The organism is Psychrobacter vallis (genome assembly GCF_904846715.1).
Classification (GTDB): Bacteria; Pseudomonadota; Gammaproteobacteria; order Pseudomonadales; family Moraxellaceae; genus Psychrobacter; species Psychrobacter vallis.
In genome coordinates, this window is record NZ_CAJHBU010000020.1 from 1 (window position 1) to 24,736 (window position 24,736).

Annotated in this window: 20 protein-coding genes; 7 read left to right on the forward strand and 13 right to left on the reverse strand. The window is 43.4% G+C overall.

What is annotated here, in order from left to right; genetic code table 11:
- Window positions 1-154 precede the first annotated feature (154 nt).
- Window positions 155-433 carry a hypothetical protein gene (locus JMY02_RS11340; protein WP_201598357.1) on the reverse strand — a complete coding sequence of 93 codons (279 nt, stop codon included), beginning with the start codon at window positions 431-433 and terminating at the stop codon, window positions 155-157.
- Window positions 434-1,305: 872 nt separating this feature from the next.
- Window positions 1,306-1,578, reverse strand: a complete 273-nt coding sequence (locus tag JMY02_RS11345) for a hypothetical protein (RefSeq protein ID WP_201598359.1) — start codon at window positions 1,576-1,578, stop codon at window positions 1,306-1,308.
- 133 nt (window positions 1,579-1,711) lie between these two features.
- Here JMY02_RS11345 and JMY02_RS11350 point away from each other — a divergent pair, with 133 nt between their 5' ends.
- Window positions 1,712-1,996 (forward strand): hypothetical protein, encoded by a 285-nt coding sequence (locus tag JMY02_RS11350; protein WP_201598361.1) that lies wholly within the window; start codon window positions 1,712-1,714, stop codon window positions 1,994-1,996.
- 242 nt (window positions 1,997-2,238) lie between these two features.
- Here JMY02_RS11350 and purC read toward each other — a convergent pair whose 3' ends face one another.
- The 4 genes from purC to JMY02_RS11370 form a co-directional block, all read right to left on the reverse strand.
- Window positions 2,239-2,952, reverse strand: coding sequence for a phosphoribosylaminoimidazolesuccinocarboxamide synthase (purC, locus tag JMY02_RS11355; RefSeq protein ID WP_021814021.1), 714 nt, complete (start codon window positions 2,950-2,952; stop codon window positions 2,239-2,241).
- A gap of 129 nt (window positions 2,953-3,081) precedes the next feature.
- Window positions 3,082-3,396 (reverse strand): hypothetical protein, encoded by a 315-nt coding sequence (locus JMY02_RS11360; RefSeq protein ID WP_227678494.1) that lies wholly within the window; start codon window positions 3,394-3,396, stop codon window positions 3,082-3,084.
- Window positions 3,397-3,468: 72 nt separating this feature from the next.
- Entirely contained in the window at window positions 3,469-4,374 is a 906-nt protein-coding gene (gene dapA / locus JMY02_RS11365; protein ID WP_201598363.1) for a 4-hydroxy-tetrahydrodipicolinate synthase, read from the reverse strand.
- A gap of 408 nt (window positions 4,375-4,782) precedes the next feature.
- A complete protein-coding gene (locus JMY02_RS11370) occupies window positions 4,783-6,147 on the reverse strand; it encodes a Do family serine endopeptidase (RefSeq protein ID WP_406947760.1) in 1,365 nt (454 codons plus the stop codon).
- A gap of 792 nt (window positions 6,148-6,939) precedes the next feature.
- On the opposite strand from JMY02_RS11370, the gene JMY02_RS11375 reads away from it, so the two are divergent.
- Window positions 6,940-9,132, forward strand: a complete 2,193-nt coding sequence (locus tag JMY02_RS11375) for a cation:proton antiporter (RefSeq protein WP_201598365.1) — start codon at window positions 6,940-6,942, stop codon at window positions 9,130-9,132.
- Between the two features lie 220 nt (window positions 9,133-9,352).
- On the opposite strand, the gene tmk is transcribed toward JMY02_RS11375, so the two are convergent.
- Both tmk and mltG read right to left on the reverse strand, forming a co-directional pair.
- Window positions 9,353-10,057 (reverse strand): dTMP kinase, encoded by a 705-nt coding sequence (tmk, locus tag JMY02_RS11380; RefSeq protein ID WP_201598367.1) that lies wholly within the window; start codon window positions 10,055-10,057, stop codon window positions 9,353-9,355.
- Window positions 10,058-10,291: 234 nt separating this feature from the next.
- Window positions 10,292-11,545, reverse strand: coding sequence for an endolytic transglycosylase MltG (gene mltG / locus JMY02_RS11385; RefSeq protein ID WP_201598369.1), 1,254 nt, complete (start codon window positions 11,543-11,545; stop codon window positions 10,292-10,294).
- Window positions 11,546-11,861: 316 nt separating this feature from the next.
- Between mltG and JMY02_RS11390 the strand changes: the two genes are divergently transcribed.
- Window positions 11,862-13,433 (forward strand): RCC1 domain-containing protein, encoded by a 1,572-nt coding sequence (locus tag JMY02_RS11390; protein WP_201598371.1) that lies wholly within the window; start codon window positions 11,862-11,864, stop codon window positions 13,431-13,433.
- Window positions 13,434-13,714: 281 nt separating this feature from the next.
- On the opposite strand, the gene JMY02_RS11395 is transcribed toward JMY02_RS11390, so the two are convergent.
- Both JMY02_RS11395 and JMY02_RS11400 read right to left on the reverse strand, forming a co-directional pair.
- Window positions 13,715-14,638, reverse strand: coding sequence for an aminotransferase class IV (locus tag JMY02_RS11395; protein WP_227678495.1), 924 nt, complete (start codon window positions 14,636-14,638; stop codon window positions 13,715-13,717).
- Between the two features lie 69 nt (window positions 14,639-14,707).
- Window positions 14,708-15,382: a hypothetical protein gene (locus tag JMY02_RS11400; protein ID WP_201598375.1), complete on the reverse strand. Its 675-nt coding sequence runs from the start codon at window positions 15,380-15,382 to the stop codon at window positions 14,708-14,710.
- A gap of 379 nt (window positions 15,383-15,761) precedes the next feature.
- On the opposite strand from JMY02_RS11400, the gene aroE reads away from it, so the two are divergent.
- Entirely contained in the window at window positions 15,762-16,625 is an 864-nt protein-coding gene (aroE, locus tag JMY02_RS11405; RefSeq protein WP_201598384.1) for a shikimate dehydrogenase, read from the forward strand.
- Window positions 16,626-16,770: 145 nt separating this feature from the next.
- On the opposite strand, the gene JMY02_RS11410 is transcribed toward aroE, so the two are convergent.
- Window positions 16,771-17,898 (reverse strand): FUSC family protein, encoded by a 1,128-nt coding sequence (locus JMY02_RS11410; RefSeq protein WP_201598386.1) that lies wholly within the window; start codon window positions 17,896-17,898, stop codon window positions 16,771-16,773.
- Window positions 17,899-18,292: 394 nt separating this feature from the next.
- On the opposite strand from JMY02_RS11410, the gene JMY02_RS11415 reads away from it, so the two are divergent.
- Complete coding sequence (locus JMY02_RS11415; protein ID WP_201598388.1) at window positions 18,293-20,113, forward strand: acyl-CoA dehydrogenase C-terminal domain-containing protein; 1,821 nt, start codon at window positions 18,293-18,295, stop codon at window positions 20,111-20,113.
- Between the two features lie 125 nt (window positions 20,114-20,238).
- Window positions 20,239-20,715: a hypothetical protein gene (locus JMY02_RS11420; protein ID WP_201598389.1), complete on the forward strand. Its 477-nt coding sequence runs from the start codon at window positions 20,239-20,241 to the stop codon at window positions 20,713-20,715.
- 52 nt (window positions 20,716-20,767) lie between these two features.
- Here JMY02_RS11420 and JMY02_RS11425 read toward each other — a convergent pair whose 3' ends face one another.
- Window positions 20,768-21,142 (reverse strand): 5-carboxymethyl-2-hydroxymuconate Delta-isomerase, encoded by a 375-nt coding sequence (locus JMY02_RS11425; RefSeq protein WP_201598391.1) that lies wholly within the window; start codon window positions 21,140-21,142, stop codon window positions 20,768-20,770.
- 153 nt (window positions 21,143-21,295) lie between these two features.
- Window positions 21,296-21,784 carry a Cys-tRNA(Pro) deacylase gene (gene ybaK, locus JMY02_RS11430; RefSeq protein WP_201598400.1) on the reverse strand — a complete coding sequence of 163 codons (489 nt, stop codon included), beginning with the start codon at window positions 21,782-21,784 and terminating at the stop codon, window positions 21,296-21,298.
- Between the two features lie 147 nt (window positions 21,785-21,931).
- On the opposite strand from ybaK, the gene plsB reads away from it, so the two are divergent.
- A complete protein-coding gene (gene plsB / locus JMY02_RS11435) occupies window positions 21,932-24,727 on the forward strand; it encodes a glycerol-3-phosphate 1-O-acyltransferase PlsB (protein ID WP_201598403.1) in 2,796 nt (931 codons plus the stop codon).
- Window positions 24,728-24,736 lie beyond the last annotated feature (9 nt).

Here is a 24,736-nt window from a genome sequence, read left to right on the forward strand (position 1 = left end):
CTACGGGTCACCATCTAATCAGCTTAAAACTCTGAGGAAATGGTGTGATATTTAATCCTTATCTACTACAGCCCCTTATTTTAAGTGTTTAAGCTAAAGAAACGAAAAAACCACGACTTGTCGTGGTTGTAATATTTAGAAATGTGCTTAATTTTTATAAAATTCCAGCACGTTTAGCAATGAATTTACTATTAGGTAAGATTGTTATCAGTTGGTTGTTTCCATCCAATCGATTTGAAATCATTACTTCGACTTTATCCCTAATTGCCGTTAATTCTAATCCAAAAGTACACGCTCGCTCATCCTTTTCTTCTTTATTTTCAGCTGGATAGGCAACTGAAAATTCTTTTATTTTTATCGATATTAATTGATCTCTCAGGAAATTCTTAATTATACCTAACTCGTAAACGGTCAATCTTGTGTCGTTACTCATTTTGTATCACTCATTTTAAAGAACTAAGGAGTAGTTATTACAGACCTGTAAGACTTATTGTAGGCTTTCCAACGAACCTTTAGTGTTTGTTTTTAGGTGTACAAATGTATAAGCTTATGGTTGGAAATATATATTCAGTATTTAAAATGTGTTTTGCTAAAAACTATATTAGCAATTATTTCTGTCAATCATACAAAGCGACCTAAATATTCAATTTTCCTGATAGACAGGTTGGACGAGTAAACCAACTAGGGTCTAAAACAGTTGATGAAGCAGTAGACATTATCGAAACCTTTTTTTATTTTATATAATCATCGATATGAATAAGTACTGATAAGTTAGCATAGAAATAAGATCAGATATTGAAGACACTGTTGGCGCTATGCTTGATTTTTAATATGAATTAAGCTACAAACCTATGCCTACAAGTTTGATATCGGTAGTATGTGGTAGCCATCGATAATTATGACTAAAAAGAAATTCATTATTGCTGGTTATTGATAAATAGATAAGAATAGCAGTCTGTTATAAGTGGTTCCATTATATAAGTCTATTTTAAGTGGTCTATTAGTAGGTTTATTGGTCTTACTATGTGGTTCCCTTAGGGTACACCTAAATAGAACTAGTGAAAACTGCCTTCTTCTATCCAAAGTCATTTGTCATAAACTTTGTTTACAGACTCATAGTCGACATAATAGATCTAATAATTAATCTATATGAAAATGATAATACTAAAACAGTCAAGATCAGGATAAGTATTTTATCATTTCTCATTTTTACTTAACCTCTTGCCTACAGCAATCAAATGTTTTGGGATATACTTTTATGAACTACCGAATTCTATTAAGCTCTAAGCTAAAGGGTATTAATATTTAAGAATACAATTGATTGTTTTCGAAGAAAGCAACCAATCTCCATTGGTCGTTGGGTGCATTGATATCGCTTAGCCAACACATATATACATCTAGCCCCATATATTCATTATTATAAGTATCTTCATCTATATAATTTCTAAAATTTACCCAATCACCACTAGAGTGTCCAAAAATATCCCTGAGAATTGGCTGAGAACTTTTTTGAGCTATAATTTGAGCTATAAGCATATCAAACTTAAGACTCAGATCATTTTCATTTACATTACTCATATTATGGCTCTCTCCAATCAGTTGCTGAACTATCAGAAATAGTGAGTATACAGCTTAAGGTTCGATGCCCGTATAGCGCACCGACCACAGATAGAACATATACGGTTTACACGCTTTTTATAAGGAACTTATTATGGCTTGGGAGAATTGGGAATACTATTTATCAGAAAGAGATTTACACGAAAAGGTAAACATACCAGAATGGTTTAAGGTTATCCAACTGAAACAAGAACAACATTCAGACGGTCGCATTTATCACTTCGATATATTCTCACGTTCTGAAATTATTGAAGCATTAAACCAGTTTGAACCTTCTTGTTATGACTGGATAAGTTCAACTCATCATCAAGATGGAATAGATTACTTGAAAAAATCAGAAGCCACAGAGTTTAAAGTAACCGCAATATGTTGGACTTAAAGTAAATATTGAGTGTGGTTTACATGTAGCGCACTGACCATGAATGAAATATGTATGGTATGTACATCATGGAGTACACTGTGACTATTTTAGCGAGTTAAAACTTTGATACCATTAGCTTACTTATAGCCTAAGATTCAAGTCCTTACTAGGGTAACGAAATTAATGTGATACCATAAAAAAACTGAGCGCTAGGCTCAGTTTCTATGTTTTATACTGTCAAAATAATTTGGCAAAAGCGCTTAACTTAATGGTACACCAATACGATTAGCGACTTCTTCATAGGCTTCGATCACATCGCCTAACGACTGGCGGAAACGGTCTTTGTCTAGCTTTTTCTTAGTAGTCTTATCCCAAATACGGCAACCATCTGGTGAAAACTCATCACCCAAAACGATACGGTCATGGAACACGCCAAACTCTAGCTTGAAATCGACCAATATCAAATCGCCTGCATCAAACAAAGCTTTTAATACGTCGTTGACTTGATGGGTCAACGCTTCCATTCTAGCCAACTGCTCTGGAGTTGCCCAGCCCAGTGACACAGAAAGTGATTCATTGACCATCGGATCACCAAGTGCATCGTCTTTATAAAACAGCTCGTACGTAGGCGGTGTCAATGCTTGGCCTTCTTCTAAACCTAAACGACGAACCAAACTGCCCGCTGCAAAGTTACGCACCACGCACTCAACAGGAATCATCTCTAAACGCTTAACCAAGACTTCGTCTTCAGACAATTGCTTTTCGAAATGCGTTTCGATGCCCGCGTCCGCCAATTTTTGCATAATAAACGCATTAAAACGATTATTGACGACGCCTTTGCGTGCCAATTGTTCGATACGCTTACCATCAAGCGCTGAGGTATCATCACGGAAGTGTAAAATCAAAAGATCGTTGTCTTCTGTCTCGTATACAGATTTGGCTTTGCCTTTATACAGCAGTTGTTGCTTTTGCATTATGGGAGTTCCTGTTCGTTCAAGCTTATGTGGTAAAAACGCGCAGCTACCGCTGAGTCTGTATTACCGTCTTTATCATATGTAAAGAAATAACAGTAACAAGCCGGCGGTATAAATAGGGAAATGGCATTAATTAGAAGGACTGCTTACCGCACGCTGAGGCTTTGGCAGTTGATACTGACTACCTGATTCGTTCTGTAGTTTGAGTGTGTTTGCCCCAGTGCTAGGTGTTGGGTACAAAGGCACAAAAGGCAACGTCTCTTGGTCAGCGGGTAGTTCTACAGGCGCAAGCTTTTTGCTTTGCTGATACTCTAAGCTGCCATTATCACGTTTACCAAGTAATTCTTTTGTGCTTTGGCAGCCGCTCAATACCAAGGTGCTTCCCAAGATTAAGGTCAGCATCGTAGGGAATATCTTTGCAGTTACTGATGATGTTTTCATCATGTTATCTCTCTGAGTTAGCAGTTATAGGACTATTTTTAAGTTCACACAAAACTATAATAAGTTCGCACGAAACTATAGTAATTTTGCACGTACTAGGGCTTCATCAATAGTCGCATGATGTTTTTCAGCCAGCCAAACTAGGGGCAAACGAATACCTGTGTCTATCAGACCCATTTTATGTAGGGCGTATTTCGCTGGAATAGGGCTGGATTCAATAAACAAATCACGGTGTAAATGCTTGACGACATCATGTACTTTATAAGCTGCGTCGAAATCGCCGCGCAATCCTGCAGCGAAGGTTTCGCTCATGGCTTTGGGTGCCACGTTGGCCGTCACTGAAATATTGCCTTTGCCGCCAAATTTCATCAATTCAAGCGCCGTACCATCATCACCTGACAACACAACCATTCTATCGCCAACGGCTTTGATCAATTGCTCACCGCGTACTACTGAGCCAGTTGCGTCTTTGATCGCGACGATATTATCTATATCCGCTAAGCGCTCAACGGTCTCTTGCGCGATATCAACAACCGTACGTCCCGGCACGTTATATAGCATCTGCGGTATATTCACCGCTTTAGCGATGGCTTTATAATGTTGATATAAGCCTTCTTGTGGCGGCTTATTATAATAGGGCGCGACCAATAAAGCGCAGTCTGCACCAGCATCCGCCGCATCTTGGGTCAGCTTGATGGCTTCCATCGTATTATTGGCGCCTGTTCCAGCAATCACTGGTACGCGACCTTTGACATGCTGCACAAAGTAGCGAATGACATCGCTGTGCTCTTGCATAGACAATGTCGCTGACTCGCCAGTGGTACCGACCGCAACCAAACAATGCGTGCCTTGCTTAATCTGCCAATCTATGAGGTCTGCCAGACGTTTATAATCAACCGTGCCGTCAGGATGCATGGGCGTTACCAAAGCTACCATTGAGCCTTGTAGTCGGGTTTTGATCTCGTCGTATGCTGTGCTCATAACCGTGCCTTACTGTATTATCCTAGCTTTTGTCAAAGCTGTCACATGATAGGTCGTGTGCAAGTGCCCATTCTATTGTCTATGTCCGCACGCATGATGGGTGCAGACATAAACACTTTGGGTCATACCTTGCTTGATAGTAGTGCTAAATATTTGTCTATTATAAAGGCGTTCGCAGCATAAATACTTATGCGCTTAACTCCATATTGACGGTGTTTTTGCCAACGATCAATGATGCCGATTCAACAATCAATATTTAGTCATAAAAACGCTTACTAGTGTAGCATATTTTGATTTGACCGCTATCAATCAATTAACACCAAACCAGCCATTATTTCTTTCTGCTTTTATATAGTTCATCCTAAATAAAAGAAATACAAGCATTGTAACCTGCTGAGCATCTAGTATTTACTCGATGCGTAGGCCGATAATCGCTGGGATACCTTGGCGAATGATCTCAATCGTCACCACCCCTTTTTTGGGTAGAGAAGAGATAGCTTTAGAGAAGTCCGTTACCTTCTTAATCGGTTTTTGGTGAAAATTGGTGATGACATCGCCTGCCAATATACCGGAGCGCGCAGCCAGTCCAGTCGGATCCACTGTGGTAACCAAAATCCCTGTTTTATTGTCCGATAAGATTTCTGCTTGCTCGTCAGCGGTCAAGTTTCGTAAACGTAAGCCCAGTTGCACATCATCATTCTGCTGATCGCCGCTTTGTGCTCTGACGTCATTGGGCGCATAAGCGAGTTTACCGCTAATGGTCATTTGCTTGCCATTACGCTGTATTTGCGCACGGAATGCATCGCTGGGTTTTGCGCGATTGAGTAGGTTCAGTAAATCTGAGGCGCGCATAATTTGCACATCGTTGTACTGTAAAATGATGTCACCAGCTTTTAGGCCTGCTTTTTGTGCGGGTGAATCTGGCGAGACACGGGTCAGCAACGCACCTTGCGGACGCGCTAAATTATAGGCTTCGGCCAGATTGCGATCGATATCTTGTGGATAAATGCCCAAATAGGCACGCACCACTTCACCATCTTTTTTGAGTTGCTCATAGATATCCATAGCAGCGTCAATCGGAATGGAGAAAGACAGACCCATATAACCGCCAGTACCGCTAAAGATGCGCGAGTTAATACCGATGACTTCACCGCGCTGATTAAAGAGCGGGCCGCCTGAATTACCAGGATTCAATGCCACATCTGTCTGAATAAATGGCACACTGGTCTCACGCGAAAAACTGCGTGATTTGGCACTGACGATGCCAGCGGACGCTGAATAATCAAAACCAAATGGCGAACCAATCGCTAGCACTGGCTCCCCTACTTTTAACGCATTTGAATCACCAATAGGTAATGCTGGGAACTGACTACCCTTGACTTTCAACACCGCCACATCTGAACGCTCATCACTACCAATCAAGGTTACATCAAGCTCCGTTCTATCATTGAGTGTGACCGTAATTTTATCCGCACCTTCAACCACATGATGATTAGTCAGCATATAACCATCGGATGTGATAAAAAAAGCAGTGCCATACGCATGCTCAATCGCTGGCGTGACCGCCTGATCTGGAATACGCAGACGATCACCAAAAAACTGGCGCAACAACTCAGCAGTCTGCGCCTTGGCAAGTTCGGCCTCACTAACCGTTTTTGTGACATTCACGCGGGCAACCGCTGGCGTGACTTGTTGCACCAACCCAGAAAAATCTGCCGTGGTCACTGCGGCTTGCGCGTGGGTCATGGTCGTGACTGTGATACCAGTGACCATTGCTGTGCTGACAGCAAGTGCCAGCGCACCCCGTTGCAACCAATGCTGTAGACGAAACTCTGAGTGTGCTTTAAACGTATTGATAGGCATGTTGACAGGCATATTGTCCTCCACGTGAGTGGTCGATTATTATTATTAAGAGCGATGTTGTGCAATTACTGATAGCGACTTGTAGAAGATAAGGTCGTTTTTATAATGTAAAGCGATATTAAATAATATAGTCAAAGCAGTTTACTACAGTTAAAAGGCTTTAAAAGCGCCACCCTGCTATTTGCTTGCTTTTTTTGCTTGCTGTGTCGTTGCAGCCAAAATTTATCCCAGTCTCGCTGGCTCTCTTTTGTATTCACCTGATTATATTTCACTGACACTCATTCTTATCGGTGCTAGGACAGATCGATGACATCCTGTTTGGCTCAGCCGTGATAGTCATGAAATAAAACCATGATATGATGATAAGCCAAATAACTTTATAAATGAACAAAAGTTTATTTATATTAATAAGTTTATGACACTGGCAATCATCACCCATATTTTTTATTTTTGCATGTCCAAAGCTTTTCCATATATAGGGAAAAGCTTTTGTCCTCATTACTTTATAGTAGTTATATCATATCTGACCGATGTTGTGACTCATAATGAATAGCATGGGTATGGCTCAGATTTTATAGAAATTTGCCTGTGCCCGTTATTCTGTAAAAGCTGTTGATATAGTCGAATCTAAATAAAACAGAACCATTCTATTGCAACGCTGAACTGGTATAACGTATGACAAGATTATAAAAGGATTCATTTATGGATACCGCCCTATTATTATCCGGCGTTGTTGGGATTGGTATTGCTGCCCAATGGTTGGCTTGGTACTTAAAGCAACCGTCCATTTTATTTTTATTACTGATTGGCATTATTGTGGGGCCAGTGCTGGGTGTCTTCGACCCTGACTTGGTGTTGGGGGAGCTGATGTTCCCTTTCATCTCGTTGGGGGTGGCGATTATTTTATTTGAAGGCTCGCTGACGTTAGAATTTGATGAAATCAAGCAACACGGTACGGTTGTGCAGATGCTGGTCTCGGTTGGCGTCCTTATCACCATTGCTATCGTCGCGTTATCAACGTATTTGTTATTTGATGTTGATCCGCTAATTGCCTTGTTGTTCGGCGCGCTGGTGTGCGTCACAGGCCCAACCGTCATTATGCCGCTACTGCGTAGTGTACGTCCCAATAAGACAATATCCAATATCCTAAAATGGGAAGGTATCATCATTGATCCCATCGGCGCGATTGCAGTGGTGTTGGTCTATGAATACATCATCTCAGGCGGTGAAGCCAGCAGTATCTTATTGTTTGCCAAAATTGTAATATTGGCAACCGCCCTTGGTCTGGCGGGTGCTTGGTTACTGGCCTTTCTGATGCGCCGCCACATGGTGCCTGAATTTTTACGCAATGTTTTTACCCTTGCCTTTGTGTTGGTGCTGTTTTCTGTCTCAAACCATTTAGAACATGAGTCTGGTTTATTGACAGTCACTGTACTGGGTGTGGCATTGGCAAACTGGCCAAAATTCCCGCGCGAAACGATTCTTGAATTTAATGAGTCATTAACCATTTTACTGATTTCTGTGCTCTTTATTATTCTTGCTGCCCGTGTGGAGCTGGCAAGCTTGCTTAATATCGGTTTTGCAGGCTTAGTACTACTCGCCATCGTGATGTTTGTGGCGCGTCCATTATCGGTGTGGGCATCGTCAATCGGCTCAAACCTCAAGACCAATGAAAAGCTCATGATTAGCTGGATTGGCCCGCGTGGTATCGTCGCTGCCGCTATTTCTTCATTGTTTGCTATTCGTCTGCAAGAGTATGATATTCAAGGTGTTGAGCTGCTTGTTCCGTTGGTCTTTATGGTCATTATCGGCACAGTGATGATTCAGGGCTTGGGGTCAAAAATCGTCGGCAATCTGCTGGGTGTACGTGAACCTGAGACCAATGGTATTCTTATCGTCGGCTCAAACCCAATCGCACTTTTGATTGCCACTTCACTAAAAGAGCAAGGCTTTGATGTTATCGTCGCGCACAATAACTATACCAATATTGCCCGCGCGCGTATGAGTGGTCTGCGCACCTACTTTGGTAATCCCATTTCAGACCACGCTGATCGCCACCTTGACCTTATCGGTATTGGTCGTTTGTTTGCCATGAGTATGGATAAGGAGATGAACACTTTATCTGAGATTCATTACCGTCATGAGTTTGGTGAGCGCAAATTATATCGTCTCAAATTCAGTGACGAAAAAGTCAAAAGCGAGCGCGATGACAAACAATCAAACTTCCATTCGCAGTGGTTGTTTGGCAAAGACGTGACGTATACCAAGCTTGCCAGTATGCTATCCAAAAAAGCCCGCATCAAAATCACCAACATCACTGATAGTTATAGTTTTGAGCAATATAAAGCCGATAACAAACAGTTTGTACCTCTCTATACCATAGACAAAGAAGGTAAGCTGCACGTCATTACAGACCAGTTCGATGGCAACGTACCACGTGACCGCAAGCTCATCTCATTGGTGGTAGAAGACGAAGTACAACCAAAACCTGTAGATGTAACGCTGAAGCAAGAGCAAGCGCGTATGGCAGCAGATGCCGACTTTGAGTCCAGCTCAAAAGCGCCTGAGAAGCGCAAATCAATAGAGCTGAACGACGATAGCGTGACTGAATTAAAGCCAGATTCTGTCACAGATAGGGAGACAGAGGCCAAGCCACCTGTTACTAGTGACTCATCAGCAAATTCAATCAGCCAATCCGTACCTAAGACAAGTGAAACATCAAAAACCAAAGCCTCGGTGACTGGCAGTACCAATGGTAATGGCAGTGCCCCTAAAAACAAAAAAGGCGCGCTTGACCCAAACCGTCTGCCCGACTCTGGTCAAGATAACGCTACCAACGCCGATGGCAATATTATCAAGGAGAAAGAGCAAAAAACCTCGGACGATTATGTATAGTTGAAATACTTTAAAGTCGCTACAGTATTGCTGGTGTAAATTTTTTGTAGCCTCTGTCTGCGTAGGCACAGCAAGCAAGAAAAATTTGCACCAGCAGTACGTGTTTTATCGATATTACTTGTCACCGATTATAGATAAACCTTAACTTCCTTTGTCCTGCCAGCGCATAAAAAAAGCCCCAACACGATGTTGGGGCTTTTTTATAATGGTCCAACGCGCTCTAATATTCAACTGAAATATTCAACTGATCTTGCACCGTTTGCCACACCCGCTGACTCACGTCATCAGCGCTGCCTGATCCATCGACACGCTGTATTCGCGCAGGATACTCGCTGGCAAGCGTACTAAAGCCCTTATGCACCCACGTAAAAAACTCAGTGGCCTGCTGCTCAAACCGATCGGCAGTGCTGCGTTTATTGGCGCGTGCCATGCCCTCTAATACTGGCAAATCCAACCACAATGTCAAATCCGGTAATTGCGGGACAAACTGATGAATAAGTGTGTCAATCTTGGCACGCATCGCCTTATCACCATGTCCGCGTCCAAAACCCTGATAAGCAATGGTCGAGTCGGTAAATCTGTCGCATATCACCCACGTACCACGTTGCAGTGCTGGCAAAATCACTTGCTGCATATGATCGCAGCGCGCCGCAAACAGCAACAATAGCTCTGTATCGTCCGTAATGTCAGTCGCTGGATCGAGCAATATAGCACGCAAACGCTCAGCAAACGGACTGCCACCCGGCTCACGCGTACGCAAGTAATCGATGCCGCTGTCTTGCAAGCGCGCGCACAGCTGCTCGATAGCCGTCGTTTTACCCACGCCTTCTGTACCCTCAAAGCTAATAAAGCGCCCTTGAGTAAAAGCTGAGGAAGTTTGAAGCACATCAGATTGTGCTGAATTGGCTGGCAGAGATGCTGACATGATATGACCTTATGTCATTAATGAGCGTTGTATTTTTTATATAGTGGATTCAATCGAAAATAAGTCAGCATTACTGGTATGAGTTTTTCGTAGCATCTGTCACGCTTACGAACAGCAAGCAAGAAAAACCATACCAGTAATACGTGACGGTAAGCGTATTTTTTATACTACACAGTCCTCATAACACTTATTCAATGATAAGTGATTTAAAGAACGGTAATATAAAAAAGTCACTTACTGCGGCGGCGCAAGCGATTTCTTTTCACGCATGACGCTTAGATAGTCTCTTACCGCTTGATTGTGCTCCGCCAAGCTATTGGTAAATTTATGACCACCCGTGCCAGTTGCCACAAAATATAGCGCCTCACTATCAGCAGGATGCAAGGTTGCTTCTATAGCAGTGGCCGAAGGCAGTGCGATTGGCGTCGGCGGTAGCCCATCGATTTGGTAGGTATTATAGGATGTTTTTTCATCGATGTCGCGGCGGCGAATATTGCCTTCATAGCGACTGCCCATGCCATAAATAATGGTGGGGTCGGTTTGCATACGCATGCTTTTATTCAAACGGTTGTTAAATACAGCGGATACCAACGGGCGCTCTTCAGGGACACTGGTTTCTTTTTCGATAATAGAAGCCATCACGAGCGCTTCATAAGGGTTGTTATAAGGCAAATTGGGCGCGCGGTTTTCCCATGCCTCAGTCAGCGCTTGCTGCTGGCGTTTATATAAATCCGTCAGCACCTGCTTGTCGCTGGTGCCTTCACCATAATAATAGGTATCAGGTGCAAACCAGCCCTCAAGATTGTGATTGACGATGGGGTCGTTACTATTGATTACCGCATCTGGCAAGATACCGACCAAATCCAACGCTTGGGCAATACTGGCATTGTCACTATCATCGGTTAGGATTTCTTTTTTGATGCCCGGATTGTCACGCAGGGTCTGATACAAATCTTTAGAGGTTTTGCCTTCGATAATTTGTATCTTGACCATCGCGGCTTTTGCGCCCTGCTCTAATACTTGCAGCGTCTCAGCGATAGTAGGATTCTCCGGTAATTGATAAATACCAGCATGGAGCGGTGCATCGACTTGCGACTTGATATAAAGCTTGGCGACACTGGCAGAAAACAAAGGTATCTGCTGTTGCCACTGCGGCAATAATCCATAATAAGTCTGACCTTGCTCGATGGTGACCATTTGCTGTGGCTGGTCAATACGTCCAAACAACGTTTGATAGACCATCACTAAGAAAAACGCAGCGATAAGCCCCAGCACGAGTAATACCTGATAACCACGCTGCATAAAAAACGATGGATTGTCCGTTTTATATTTGCGGGGTTTACTGGCGCCACTGATGAGCGAGACATCTGTCGCTGGGGTTTCCTTTACGTCATCTGTTGGTTGGGAATTTGGTAGCGCGGTGTCATCTTGATTATTCAATGGGCTATTAGGACGTTCAGGAGGCGTTTCAGGGGTAAGCTTACTCATGGCAACTCGCGAGGCAGATGTTTGCTAGAATTTAGCATTGAAACGTCTGATTTTCAATGTTATTTGCTTAGCTAATGAATTAACTTAGTCTAAACGCTTGCTTAAAAACGAAGAAGTTGTTCTGTGTCTAGATGATTTTAGCATTACTAGGATATGTTGAGCTTTCACAAGAAGACACTGCTACTTCCTTTTTCAAGATTTCTACCGTTCCCAAGAAAGCTTATTTTTACTTATTGTAACTGGATAGATATAACTGTAAAACAACCAACAAAATTTCTACACAAATTTTAACAGTTTACGTTATTTAGGAAAATTTATGAGAACATTTACTAAGACCACACTGGTTATTGCTGTAGCTAGTTTACTTACAGCATGCGGTGGAGGCTCTGACTCCTCTACTTCCCAGCCTGAAACTCAACCACCTGTAGTTTTACCTCCATCTAGTCAGCAAACATTATCGGCTACATTGATTGGGTCTGATATGCTGACATGGGAACAATTAAAAACGACAAATGTTCAACTCTTAGATCAAAATAATGATGTCGTTGAAGTAGCCAAATGTGTGTCTAATGATAATGTCAGATTGACCGTTGCCGCTGACTGTTCGGCAATGACCGTACATCGCTTAGGTCAATCTACGCTTACAGTGACTGGTGCTAATAATTTAACCACCAAGTTAACAGTAAATGGCGTACCGACTAACAGTCCATTAGCCGTTAGTTCTGGAGGTAACAATGATGCTAATCGTATTGTGACGGCTAATGGGCAAGTACTTACTTGGGGTACGAATTATGGTAGTCAGCTAGGTACTGTAGGTGCCGATAAGCTAGAGTACCTGCAGTATCCTGAGGCTGTAATAACCAATGCACAAGGTGACAAGCTAACAAACATCTATCAGGTTGCTCATTCAAAATCTACAGGCTATGCACTAACAAACCAAGGAACAGTGTATGGCTGGGGATACGTATACCGTTCCACTGTATCTAGTCAAAGTAATGTTTTATTTGCTGAGCCAGTACAGGATGCCACAGGTCGTAGTCCCTTAACTAATATTGTCAGACTAGCCTCTGCCTCCATAGGTGAACAAGTTATGGGCTTGACAGATGATGGCAGAGTCATGCGTTGGGGATCTAGTGATGCTAATAATCCTCAGTTTGAGGTCGATAATAATGGTGAACCGTTAAAGGATATCGTAGCAATCGCGCTTAATTATAAGATGGCGTATGCCGTGAACAAACAAGGTCAAGTTTATCAATGGGATTTAGATCCGAATGCTGACATCCACCCTGTAAGCTTGGTAAAAGATAAAAGCGGTAATCCAATCACAGATGTTACAAAAATTGTGACTAATGCACAGCATACTTTAGCATTAACTGAAACTGGAAAAATATATGCTTGGGGTACAAATAATCAACTGCAATTGGGTGATCCAGACCTAGCAGACAATGCCGTTATCAACTACGCTAACTATGTGAAACTTGGTAATTCACCATTAGATAACATTAAGGACATAGCTACAAACTTCAGTTCATCTTATGCGCTTACACGTTCAGGTAATGTGTATGCTTGGGGATTCAATGCATCAGGTGAGCTTGGTGACGGCGTTAATAATCCAGCAGGAGATCGGAATGCTGTTCCAGGACTAGTAGTAAGTGAATCAGGTCAAGGAAAATTATCTAATGTAGTGGCTATAACAGGTATGGAGTCTGGTGCGCTAGCCTATAAGTCTAATGGTACGATAGTAGGCTGGGGTCGGAACTGGCACGGTGTGTTGACACAGGATAATCCTGTAGGAGTCGATGAATACCCTTATCCAGTGCTGATCCAGCAATCAAAAGGTAATACCTTGAATATTGGTAATTCAAGTGAATTTACTAAACTCAATTAAAATTTTTAATATTAGCGCTCTAGTTATCTAACATTAGGGCGTATTGAAAATTTTGAAGATATTGATGGCAAAAAATAGCAAACAGGCAATTCTTATGTTCTCATAACAAAAGACCTCGTTTGCTATGCCTCGCACCACTTTTTAAGATAAGCACTGCAATTGGCTCATACACATATTACTAGAACGTAAGATGTGTATGAGAAAAGTGATCTGAAACAAGAAGTCGGAGGTGTACTGTATCGTATGCATATAAGCTGTCTTTCAAATAACCGCTAAACGCTTCAAAAATTAACAATCTCACCTGACAATAACGTCAGATTACTCATAGGCATGACACCGCGCAGGGCATTACAAAAGAACAGCCGCGTTACTTTTGGCAAATCTTCGTCCTTTAGCGACCGTATCTTAACTGGATACTCCGACGTGGACAACGCATCAATAATTACTTGTCGCATCACGCCAGCGACACCAGATTGTGCCATAGACGGCGTGTACCATTGACCATTGGTTAGATAGTCGGCGTGGTTTTTTGTATCATCAAACAGGTTTTTTGGCTTTACTACTGGTAGCTCGGACGCGCCTAAAGGCGAAGGCACATCTGCCAATTGGTAAAACACATTGCTCATTGTACCCTCAACCCACTGTCCACTCATATCACGTAGTAGGCCTTCACTAAGGCTTGTGACAATGCCAGATGCTAATGGCTCAGCCTTTATACCCTGCAACTCGGCACTTGCCAGCACAGTATCAAGGCGATTGAGGCTTTTTAATCCCGCAAGCGACGGCGGAAGACAGGCAATTTGGGAAGACAAACAAATAGCAGCGCTGGTAGGCTGCACAGGGATTGAGCGCCCATCAGCTAAGTGCAGCTGCTTGGTGGTAGCCACTGTCATCGCTGAGGATGTTAGCCAAATCTCGCAAGCGCTGCCGGACATGCTGGGGGTGTAACCGTAACCGCGAATATCTTGCTTGGCACGGGTCACGATAAGCTTGAGCATGCCCTGCTGCAATTGCTGAGCATGGATTTGTAAAGTCGTTAGCAGTGAGTCACTATCGAGCGCCAATTGCAAAGCGTCCGCATGAGACATAAGACGCTGGTGATGATAGTCTAGCCATAAGATCAAGCCATCAATGACAGCCATGGTGGTAAAAAAACCATCACCATACGCCAGTCCGCGATTGTCTAGCAATGTTGGCACTGCCACGTCATTCTCATTTTGGCCTGACGAATGTAAACATAACCAGTGGTTGGGCGGCATTGTGGCTACCACAGCTTAGCTATTGTCTGTTTGAGCAGCAGATTTATTGATGACCAGCATACAGCTGTAAAATTCGCATTTTGCCAGCTCTACTTTTTGACTGCCAACGACTCTGTTTTTGATGATTTGCCCGTTGAGCATATCCGCTATCAACTTACCGCCCTCATCACCCATCAATTGCCGCGCCAGTTTATAAGATTTTTTGGCATGGTTTTGACTCAGCTCTTTTTCTTGATCAGAGTCGGTAGGATTGGCAAAATACCAGCCAAGCTCCAGATATTTTTCAGAGTCGATAAGATCTAAATAAGGCTCATCGTTATTCATAAAACGATATTTGGTCGCAGGATTACTGGCATAGTCTAGGCTGTTTTCGTCGGTGGTCAGCACCTTACCAAAAGTTGCTTGGATACCATCCAGCTCATCAACATTCAGTGGCTCTACGTTGTCAGTACTCCATGCCGATACGTCATAGTTGATGGGCGTGCCTTGCTCGGCAGTTGCACCATCTAAGTCAGCATTAGCCGATGCGCTGTCCTCTACTGGGGCTGTCTCAGCGACTGTCTGCTCGCTGGTGTCGGCATTCGCGTCTTGATTTTGGGCGTCGCCTTGGCCACTATCACAACCACTCAGCGACACACTGACCGCCATTATTGTACCGACCAGAAGGGTCTGTAGGTTATTATTCCACATGGACAATTTACTCACACTTTTAGATAAGTCTCAAAATAGTATTAACGAGCTGGCAAACATGCCGCTGATAACGCACCTTGTTTTTTATTCACACGCTTTTTGGCATGTCGTTTTTTAGAACGTAATCATTACTATAGCATTTTTTTCTTGCTCTATAGTTTACCCAACTGCTTAGCGCTTGACCACCTTTTACGTTACGGATAACACTCCCAGCGAGTACAGATTTGTTAATTACCTCACGTTGCAAAATTCTGACCTATTCAAGTGCTTATTTACTCAGCCTTAGGTTTGTCAAATGTCGCAGTATCCCTTATGATGATTGAGTTTTACAGACACCTTTATTAAGGGTGTTTTGCCTTTTACCGCCAGTGGAACCGTTATGACTCAGCATTTTATCGTTATTGGTAATCCGATTGCCCACAGTAAATCTCCCAAAATCCATACGCTATTTGCCGAGCAGACGGGCATTGATATCTGTTATCAACGCCAGTATTGTCCCGATGACAATACCAGCTTTACTGCGGTCGTTGAGGCGTTTTTTCATGGCGGCGGCGTGGGTGCCAATGTGACCGTACCGTTCAAACAAGTCGCTTATGATTGCTGCCTATCGCGTGGCGGTTTGTCAGCGCATGCCAAAATTGCAGGCGCGGTCAATACGCTTTTGTTAAATAAAACGCTATTAGAAAATGGCGCACCATTGGCAGAGGCGCTCTATGGTGATAATACGGACGGTCAAGGATTGGTCAATCATATGACCAGCTTGGGCTGGCCGCTAACAGGCGCGCGCGTTGCTCTGATTGGCGCAGGTGGTGCCGCTCGCGGGATCGTCCTGCCGTTGATAGAAGCGGGTATTGCATCGCTGACCATCGCCAATCGCACACTGAGTAAGGCAACCGAGTTGGTCAATGAGCTGAGTGCTGCCAGCCTTCTGATTGCTGCGCGGCACATTGACGCTTGTGAGATTGCGCAACTGAGCGGATCGTTTGATATGATTATCAATGCCACGTCTATTGGCTTGTCCGCTGATACGCTACCGCTGAGCGAATCATTAAACTGCCAGTATGCTTATGACATGATGTACGGTCGCCCGCTACCATTTTTGCAACATTTTGCTGACCGCGGTGCTCAGACATCTGACGGTTATGGCATGCTAATTGGACAAGCCGCCTTAAGTTTTGAGCGTTGGACAGGTCAGCAGATTGATGTGGCACAAGCGACTGAGATCTTGAATAAGCTTAAATAAGAGCTAAAGCCATATAATGAATAAAAAGGCGTATGAATCCAGCTCGTACGCCTTTTTATTATCTATAGTCAAATCAATATAAAAGAGACTCAGTGAGACTGGGATAATTTTTTTGTAGCCTCATTATTATTTTACTCAAAAAACCTTAGCCAAAACGACCAAGTAGCCAGTTTTCCATACGCCGTAGCGGCATACGCAAATTGGTCGAATGCATCACTACCCCGCCACTCAGTCCAATCAAACAGCCAATCACCGTATCGAACAGCCGTGCCCAAATCACCGTTTGATAGGCTTGCTCAGAAAACGGCAAACCACTGCCATACTCAGCAATAAATATGGTCAGCGGCGTGATGAGTATCACTGCCAGCCCATAATGCCGATCCACCAAATTTTCGATGCAGAGCATCATTAGCAAAATCGTCAGTGCCACGCCCCATATCGACAGCCCCCAAGACAACATCCAACCAGCCAGCACCACGCCAACTATTGTCCCTAACAAACGATGTATTTGCTTAATCCACATGGTACGTAAATGGATACCTTGAATAATCAGAAAACAACTAACCGCTGCCCAATAAGGATTCGATAGTTTCAAGGCTAAGGCTATCAGTAAAGTCAAACTGACAAAACCAGCCACAATCACACTCTCACTGATCGTATCTGGCTCGTAGCTATAAGTGGGCGTAGGGGTAGAGGGGCGCGTCGCTAATAAAAACAGAGAATATAGCAGCGCCATTATGAAAGAAAAACCACTACCAAGCATCACCAGACCCGTGGCTGGCATAATGTCTGCTAAAGGCATGGGAATGAATAAGGCAATAGCACCTGCCATCATCACAAACAATCCTGCTGGCGGTGGCTGACGATAATAACGCCCAGAAACCACAATACCAAAAGCCATCAGAGTAAATATTGGTAATATTAATATAGGGATTTGCTGCGCAATCAAACCCAGCGCAAAACACAGAGACATCGCAAAGCCCCATGCCATCACTGTCACCAACCGATAGGACAGCTTACCAACCAAAGGGGTGTTTAAAATAACCATCGCCCCTAATGATGCCTTGATACCAGATGGCAACGTGCCAAAATAAGCCCCTACAAAAACAGGAAAGCTAATGGCAATCGCGGCGACAATCGGCATATGCCATGGTCTTTTGCTACGGTTTATAGTCAGTAGATGATTCATCTCACCATTCATTAAAACTCTTATGCGAGCAAATAACGCTGTTAGCCAAGAGGCTCGATTTGTCTCGCGCTTTAATGCACTCATGATTGGCGTTCCTTATATTGTCAATGCACTTACTTATCGTGTTTTTGCTAAGACTGTGTTGGTAATAAACAGTTAGTTACAAAGCGGATTTTTAGAAAACCACTGTCTTATTCATAACTTATTATTTTCTTTTTATAGATAAACAATGAATATTAGTTATTGGTTGTATATTTGTCGTCAGAGAAGACTTATACTGACAGTACTGTCGTCAACGCTGTTTTATCAAAAAATTCTTAACAGTAATCAAAATAAATAAGATTTTCTTAACAAACCTAAGTGATAATCAGCGATATTGTCTACCTTTACCCCAAATAATGAAATACTCGTTTGTGTAAATGGGGGTTTGATTACCAAGCCAACCGTTTCTGATAACGACTAACTCGAGAGAGCGACTATGTTAACTTACAAAGCCCCTTTGCGTGATATCAAGTTTTTGATTAACGATGTCTTTGACTTTCAAAAGCATTATAAAGATCTGGATAACGGCGAAAACGCTGATCCAGAAACAGTGGATATGATCCTACAAGGCATGGCTGATTTTGCTGAAAATGTCCTTGCCCCTATCTATCAATCAGGTGACGAAGAAGGCTGTCATTTTGAAAATGGCGAAGTGACCACGCCAAAAGGCTTCAAAGAAGCTTATAACCAGTTTGTCGAAGGCGGCTGGCAAGGCATCTCGTATCCTGAAGAGTATGGCGGTATGAACTTACCAACATCAATCAATCTGATTAAAGCTGAGATGATTGGTACTGCCAACTGGTCGTGGGCGATGTACTCTGGTTTATCAACCGGTTGTATCAACACCCTACTTCAGTATGGTACAGACGAACAAAAAGAGACTTACTTGCCTAAATTGGTCGAAGGCTCGTGGGCAGGTACCATGTGTCTGACTGAGCCTCAGTGTGGTACAGATTTGGGTCAAGTCAAATCAAAAGCCATTCCGCAGGATGACGGTACTTACAAAATCAGTGGTACTAAGATTTTTATCTCAAGTGGTGAGCATGACTTAACAGACAATATCATCCATATCGTCTTAGCCCGTTTACCGAATGCACCAGAAGGCACACGCGGTATTTCACTATTTATCGTACCAAAATTTATACCGAACGCTGAAGGTGAGTCTGGCGAACGCAATGGTGTGGTTTGTGGTTCAATCGAACACAAAATGGGTATCAGCGCTTCTTCAACGTGTGTATTGAACTTTGATGGGGCAGTCGGCTACCTGATTGGCGAGCCACACAAAGGCCTAAAAGCCATGTTTACCTTTATGAATACTGCTCGTATCGGTACTGGTATCCAAGGTCTAGCGCATACTGAGCTGTCTTTCCAAAATGCCCTACCGTATGCAAAAGAGCGTCGTTCTATGCGGACACTATCAGGTACTAAAGACCCTGAAAAAGTAGCTGATGCTATCATTCATCATGCCGACGTACGCCGTATGCTATTGACGCAAAAAGCCTTCGCCGAAGGTGGCCGCTCGATGATTTATCATTCTGCACGCTATGCCGATAAGATGGCGCAAGGCATCGTCAATGGTGATGATGAAGAGTTCGAAAAATGGGATGACAAACTGGGCTTCTATACCCCTATCCTAAAAGGCTTCTTGACGGAACTGGGCATCGAAGCTGCCAAACATGGTCAGCAGGTTTATGGTGGTCACGGCTATATCAAAGAATGGGGCATGGAACTCATCGCTCGTGATGCACGTATTGCCACTATGTACGAAGGCACGACTGGCGTACAAGCGCTTGATTTATTAGGTCGTAAAGTGATCTTGCAGTCAAAAGGCAAAATCATCCGCGATTATACCTCTAGCATCATGAAGTGGTGTGGTGAGTACGCCCTTGATAAAGACATGCGTAAATTTGTTTGGGCGCTAACCAAGTTATGTGCTGAGTGGAACACGCTGACTGTGCGCTTGATGCTCATGGCTCGTAAAGACCGTGAAATCATCTCTGCCGCCTCAGACGATTTCTTGATGTACTCAGGCTACGTGATGATGGGTTATCACTGGGCACGTATGGCGGCTGTCGCTTATGACAAGCTGAAAAACGGCGGCACTGAATCGCCAGAATTCTACAAAGCCAAAATTCAAACCGCAGAATTCTACTTTGACAAGCTGTTACCACGTACCTCTGGTCACGCCGAAGCGATGGTCGCACCAAGCGAAAGCATGACCGCTATGGAAATCGATAACTTTGCTTTCTTAGACTAAAAATGACTAACATTGCATCAATAATCAACAAAAAAGCGCCTATCATTTAGGCGCTTTTTTGTGTTTAACTGAAAGTATTCTGACGGAAGACAATAAATAGTAGATAGCCAAATCAGGAGTTCCTCATGCTACCAACTCATTATAAGACCGCTTCATTAGCCGCACGATATATACGAGCATTGGTCATTAGTACCACTCTCGTCAGCATAGCCACAAATAGTGCAATTGCTAAAAGTAGCGACACCCCTATTCAATTTGTTAAAGGCGCTATTAGTAGCACCACTACTGGTCAGTTAAATCCCAACGAAGATGAGCGCTGGTATAGTTTCGATGCTGCAAGTCAGCAGTATGCCGTCATTAATATTGCACCACTCGCAGGCACGTCCGAGACGGCGAATGTTGGCATACTACATATGCCAAACGGCATGCAAGATGGCACTAAAGGCGGTATCATTTATCAAGGCTGTTTGCCCTCAACGGGAAAATATCGTTTGCGTATCGCACGCAATCTCATGGCCACCGAGGGTAAGACTGCTGGTTATAAGGTTGAAGTAATGATACTACCGAAGTATGCCAGCGAGTCTTTATGCAAGAGCTTATAGCCATTTATGACGAATGGCTTCAGCTTATAAGTAATGGAAGGTACAAATGCTCTTAACTGCCCAGCATCTTCTTATGATATACCGCACTAATCTCTTCGACTTCTACACATATCTGTAATGCGGCGCGCCCTGATTGCGCGGCACTTAGCGTATTTTCTATAGCGACCGTCAATAGCTCAGCGAGTTGATTGCGAACATCCATATCACGTCCGGTCATTATTTTTAAATGCGCAAAGATAAAACCATTGTTTTGCTCATCGTCCTCTATTCCCACCAAAAATGTCTCCAGTGGCACGATACGTGTTTTTATTTCAGCAGGCTGCTTGAAGTGACCACTGTCCCACAATGCTTTGTTTATCGATTTGAGCAATGACTCTTCATGAGCGATACTGACGTTGGGGGTTACTTGAATGGTTAAATGCGGCATAAATATATCCTTATAAAATATGAGTGAAAGATGACAGCTCAGCCGTTTTGCAGTGCCGAATCTATCCTATAATTAGGGCGTGTTTGATTATTCAACCATGGCACTGACAGAGACTACTTGTGAATATCAAACACGCCCTAGTAATAAAAACGTTTATTCATCGGTAATAGTATCAAAGTGAGCGGCTAGCGTTTCAGCCAATTGCATAGGTGGCAATTCAATCTCCAAACCACGGCGACCGCCACTCACATAAATCATTGACTGAGTCTGCGCTGAGCGATCTATCACTGTTTTTAAACGCTTTTTTTGTCCCAATGGACTGACGCCGCCCAGCACATAACCAGTACTACGCTCTACTTGCTTTGGGTCTGCCATCTGTACTTTTTTGCAAGACAGTAATTTACTAGCAGATAAGGCTTTGGCCATTTTTTTAAAATTTAATGTTTTGTCTACTGGTAATATCGCCACAGCAAGTACACCTGCATCCGTCGATACTACTAGCGTCTTAAAGACTTGTGCCACATCCCCACCAAGCTTTTCGGCGGCTTCGAGTCCAAAAGAAGGGGCGTTACTGTCATGAGTATACTCGTGCAATTGATAGTCAAGACCGCGCTGTTTGGCAAGCTCAATGGCTGGCGTCATAAGGATTGTACCTTTTTTATTTAGCATTAGGGCGTGTATAAAATTCGATCATATGAATATTTATAGTATATACAGACACTATATATCGCTTTGGTGGCTTTTATGGCATCATAAGCGCAACATATTTGACTATTTTTGATACTGATTATGATACCGAAGTTTCTAAAAAAACGGATTTTTAAAGCGCCAGTTACGACTGACAGCGCGTCTACAACTGATGTCCATCCAGTTGCTTCCAAGCCTTATACGAAAACACCGATCAACCAGCTGTATCGTAAACTGTCTGGGCAACTGCTTGATGTCGCTGTCAAACCCAAGCTGCTAGGTGAATTGCCTGAATTTGAGGCTGACGATCAGATACTAAGATTTTATGTGCTGCAAGATTATTCACGCTCTAACAGTATCTTGATTGATTTGCAGACGCAAGAGTACAATTTACCACCAGCACTCGTGGGCGTAAATGATGCTGCTCATCATATTAAAGAAAATGCGGCCATCATATTTTTAAACCATCCGCATGCCAAAGACAATCAGTTATCACCGCGTCTTTCACGCTTGGTTTCTGCGGTATTACAATATCCAGAGCTAAAAGTACGTTTAGTGCCAGTATCTATCCTATGGGGACGCGCCCCAGAAAAAGAAGATTCGCTATTTAAACTGCTAACCGCTGATAACTGGGAAGACCCTAGTATCACTAAGCAATTATTTAATATCGGAGTGATGGGACGTGATACTTTTGTACAGTTCCATCCGCCACAAGATTTACGCACCATTATTAATGATAGCCTTAAAATAGATTTGGCGGGTAATCATATTCTTGATTCAGCCGTCTCTGAGACGCAAAGCTTTGAGACACAAAATTCTGAATTACAAAGCGCTCATGTAAAAAGCAGCTCTATGCACAGCATCGATGAAAATAACCTCGATGAAGCACCCAAGTATACAATGGTTGCCTCAGCTGATGGCAACCGTGAATTGGTGCGTATGTTGCAGCAGCATCTGACCGTTTATTTAGACAAGCAACGTGCCAGTATGCTCGGTCCTGATTTATCAGACAGGCGCAATTTGGTCGACAAGCTGGTGTACTCGCCAGCCATTAAACATGCGATAGAGACCGAAGCCGCAGAGACAGGTACCAGTGTTCGCGATGCTCGTAGTTTGGCGAGAGGCTATGCCAATGAAATGGTCAATGATTACTCACACTCTATTATTCGCGGCTTTTATAAATTTTTGACTTGGTTATGGACGCAGTTATACGATGGTGTAGAAGTCCATCACTTTGAGCGCGTGCGCGAGCTGGCAACTGACTATGAGTTGGTTTATGTGCCTTGTCATCGCAGTCATGTCGATTACCTATTACTGTCTTACGTCATTTATAAACGTGGTCTCAGCATTCCTTATATTGCAGCAGGCGACAATTTAGATGTACCCGTATTAGGCCCTATATTACGGGGCGCGGTGGCTTTTTATATACGTCGTAGCTTCCGTGGCAATGCGCTCTACACTGCGGTATTGCGCGAATACATGCACACTCTTATCACTCGTAACACACCGATTGAATACTTTATTGAAGGCGGTCGCTCGCGTTCAGGGCGTTTGTTACCGCCGAAGATGGGCATGCTAGCAATGACCATACACAGTCAGTTGCGCCAGACCAATAAGCCAATGGTATTCATACCTACTTATATCGGTTATGAGCGCATTATGGAAGGTGGTACTTATGTCGGTGAATTAAAAGGTAAGCCAAAAGAATCTGAGTCTTTGATGGGATTGCTCAAAGTTGGTCGTAAAATTGAGCGTATCTTTGGCAATGTGCATCTGAGCTTTGGCAAACCCTTATACCTCAGTGACTTTATGCAAAAATTCGATGTATCAGCCAACAGTCTGCCTGCTGATCGTACCGACACCCCACTCGATGATAAAGCCAGCGCTATGGTTGATAACATCGGTGTGAAAATCATGCAGCACATTAATAAAGCGGCCGTGGTCACGCCTGTGTCCTTGTTGTCATTGGTATTGCTATCAGCACCCAAAGCGGCATTGGATGAAAATAGCTGCCGCGAACAAATCGCGCTTTACCAAGGCCTTGCTCAACAGCTGTCCTACTCGGATGACACCGTCATCACCGATATGAGCCCGCAGCAAATTATTGATTATGGTATCAAACTTAAGCTCATCGAACGTACGCCGCACATCTTGGGCGATATTATTCAGGTGGCGGGCAAGCAAGCGGCATTGCTCAGCTATTTCCGTAATAACATCTTACATGTCTTTATCTTACTGTCTTTCTTGGCCGCTTTGGTGGCACGCAATGGCCGTATCGAACGCAGTCGCCTAAACAGTATCACTGAGCAGCTCTATCCATTCTTGCAGAGTGAACTGTTCTTATATTACCCAGCACATGGCTTGGCTGATACGCTCAACAAAAAGCTCGACAGTTTGCTGTCTCATGGACTAATTGTTGAGTTGGGTGATGGTGTACTAAGCGTACCTGAGTCAAATAGCAAGTGCTACCAGCAACTGCAGGTACTAGCGACTCCTGTTGGACAAAGTCTAGAACGCTACTTTATGACGCTTGCTCTACTCGCTCAGCAAGGCTCAGGCAACTTGACCGAAAACGAAGTCGTTGACCTGTGTCATCTGCTGGGTCAGCGCTTGTCTGTGTTATATGCCGACGACATTCCTGATTTCTTCGACCGTGCTTTATTCACCAGCTTTATCAGCGCCTTGACCCGTCTCGATTACTTACAAAAAGATGAGGCGACTGGCGTGTTGACCTTTGATCATCGTATCAATGATATTGCCCATCATGCCAAGTACGTGTTAACGCCTGATATGATGCAAATCTTGCAGCAAGTGGCGAGTTTAGACGAAGATGAAATAACCCATGCGATTACTGAAATTAGCAATAAAAAGCAGCGTAAATTTGGGCGTAAGCGTTAAGTATTATTC

Bases quoted from the DNA above. Each gene is read 5' to 3' on its own strand.
- JMY02_RS11350 (WP_201598361.1), top strand. From the start codon at position 1,712: ATGGCTTGGGAGAATTGGGAATACTATTTATCAGAAAGAGATTTACAC.
- purC (WP_021814021.1), bottom strand. From the start codon at position 2,952: ATGCAAAAGCAACAACTGCTGTATAAAGGCAAAGCCAAATCTGTATAC.
- JMY02_RS11400 (WP_201598375.1), bottom strand. From the start codon at position 15,382: ATGTGGAATAATAACCTACAGACCCTTCTGGTCGGTACAATAATGGCG.
- JMY02_RS11360 (WP_227678494.1), bottom strand. From the start codon at position 3,396: ATGATGAAAACATCATCAGTAACTGCAAAGATATTCCCTACGATGCTG.
- plsB (WP_201598403.1), top strand. From the start codon at position 21,932: ATGATACCGAAGTTTCTAAAAAAACGGATTTTTAAAGCGCCAGTTACG.
- aroE (WP_201598384.1), top strand. From the start codon at position 15,762: ATGACTCAGCATTTTATCGTTATTGGTAATCCGATTGCCCACAGTAAA.
- ybaK (WP_201598400.1), bottom strand. From the start codon at position 21,784: ATGACGCCAGCCATTGAGCTTGCCAAACAGCGCGGTCTTGACTATCAA.
- JMY02_RS11415 (WP_201598388.1), top strand. From the start codon at position 18,293: ATGTTAACTTACAAAGCCCCTTTGCGTGATATCAAGTTTTTGATTAAC.
- tmk (WP_201598367.1), bottom strand. From the start codon at position 10,057: ATGTCAGCATCTCTGCCAGCCAATTCAGCACAATCTGATGTGCTTCAA.
- dapA (WP_201598363.1), bottom strand. From the start codon at position 4,374: ATGAGCACAGCATACGACGAGATCAAAACCCGACTACAAGGCTCAATG.
- JMY02_RS11345 (WP_201598359.1), bottom strand. From the start codon at position 1,578: ATGAGTAATGTAAATGAAAATGATCTGAGTCTTAAGTTTGATATGCTT.
- JMY02_RS11340 (WP_201598357.1), bottom strand. From the start codon at position 433: ATGAGTAACGACACAAGATTGACCGTTTACGAGTTAGGTATAATTAAG.
- JMY02_RS11410 (WP_201598386.1), bottom strand. From the start codon at position 17,898: ATGAGTGCATTAAAGCGCGAGACAAATCGAGCCTCTTGGCTAACAGCG.
- JMY02_RS11375 (WP_201598365.1), top strand. From the start codon at position 6,940: ATGGATACCGCCCTATTATTATCCGGCGTTGTTGGGATTGGTATTGCT.
- JMY02_RS11370 (WP_406947760.1), bottom strand. From the start codon at position 6,147: ATGGTCACTGGTATCACAGTCACGACCATGACCCACGCGCAAGCCGCA.
- JMY02_RS11425 (WP_201598391.1), bottom strand. From the start codon at position 21,142: ATGCCGCATTTAACCATTCAAGTAACCCCCAACGTCAGTATCGCTCAT.
- mltG (WP_201598369.1), bottom strand. From the start codon at position 11,545: ATGAGTAAGCTTACCCCTGAAACGCCTCCTGAACGTCCTAATAGCCCA.
- JMY02_RS11390 (WP_201598371.1), top strand. From the start codon at position 11,862: ATGAGAACATTTACTAAGACCACACTGGTTATTGCTGTAGCTAGTTTA.
- JMY02_RS11420 (WP_201598389.1), top strand. From the start codon at position 20,239: ATGCTACCAACTCATTATAAGACCGCTTCATTAGCCGCACGATATATA.